Source organism: Acidisphaera sp. L21 (genome assembly GCF_009765685.1).
Lineage (GTDB): Bacteria > Pseudomonadota > Alphaproteobacteria > Acetobacterales > Acetobacteraceae > LMUY01.
Window position 1 is genome coordinate 1 of sequence record NZ_LMUY01000068.1, and the last position, 621, is coordinate 621.

At 57.3% G+C, this 621-nt stretch carries 1 protein-coding gene; it reads right to left on the reverse strand.

Annotated features, from left to right (window positions below):
- Positions 1-23 precede the first annotated feature (23 nt).
- The coding region (locus tag GSQ76_RS12525; RefSeq protein WP_158744251.1) for an IS630 family transposase at positions 24-621 on the reverse strand (598 nt) is incomplete at its 5' end.

A 621-nucleotide genomic window follows, 5' to 3' on the forward strand; every position in this document is an offset into this window, starting at 1 on the left:
TTAGAGCGTTTTTAGCCTGACCTTTAATACCCGCAGTGTCGGATGTAGTTGGCGCATTCGGTTGGAGTGATTGCGTCGGCGATGCGGCCGAGAGCACGCCATAGTGCATCAATGGCGCGGTGGGCCTCGCGGCGCAGCTCTGCCTTCATTTTAGCGAAGACCATCTCGATCGGATTGAGGTCGGGGCTATACGGTGGCAAGTACAAGAGTTTGGCCCCAACCGCCTCGATTGCGCTGCGAATGGCAGGAACCTTATGGACGGGAAGGTTGTCCATTATGACGGTGTCATGCCGTCTGAGAGCAGGAACGAGGACTTGCTCTATATAAGCAATGAACAACTCTGCGTTGACGGCACCGTCGAGTACGTAGGGTGCGATCATGCCGTCCTCACTAAGACAACCGATGAAGCTCGACGTTTTGCGATGTCCCTGCGGCACGGCGGCAATGAGACGCTCGCCCAGGGGCGCCCTTCCATGGGTCCGAGCCATGTCGGTCTTGACCGACGTCTCGTCGAGAAAGATCAACCGTCCTGATGTCAGACTAGACTGGCTCTGACGCCATTCGGTGCGTGCGCGCGCAACATCGGGACGCTCTTGTTCGGCGGCATGGAGCGTCTTTTTT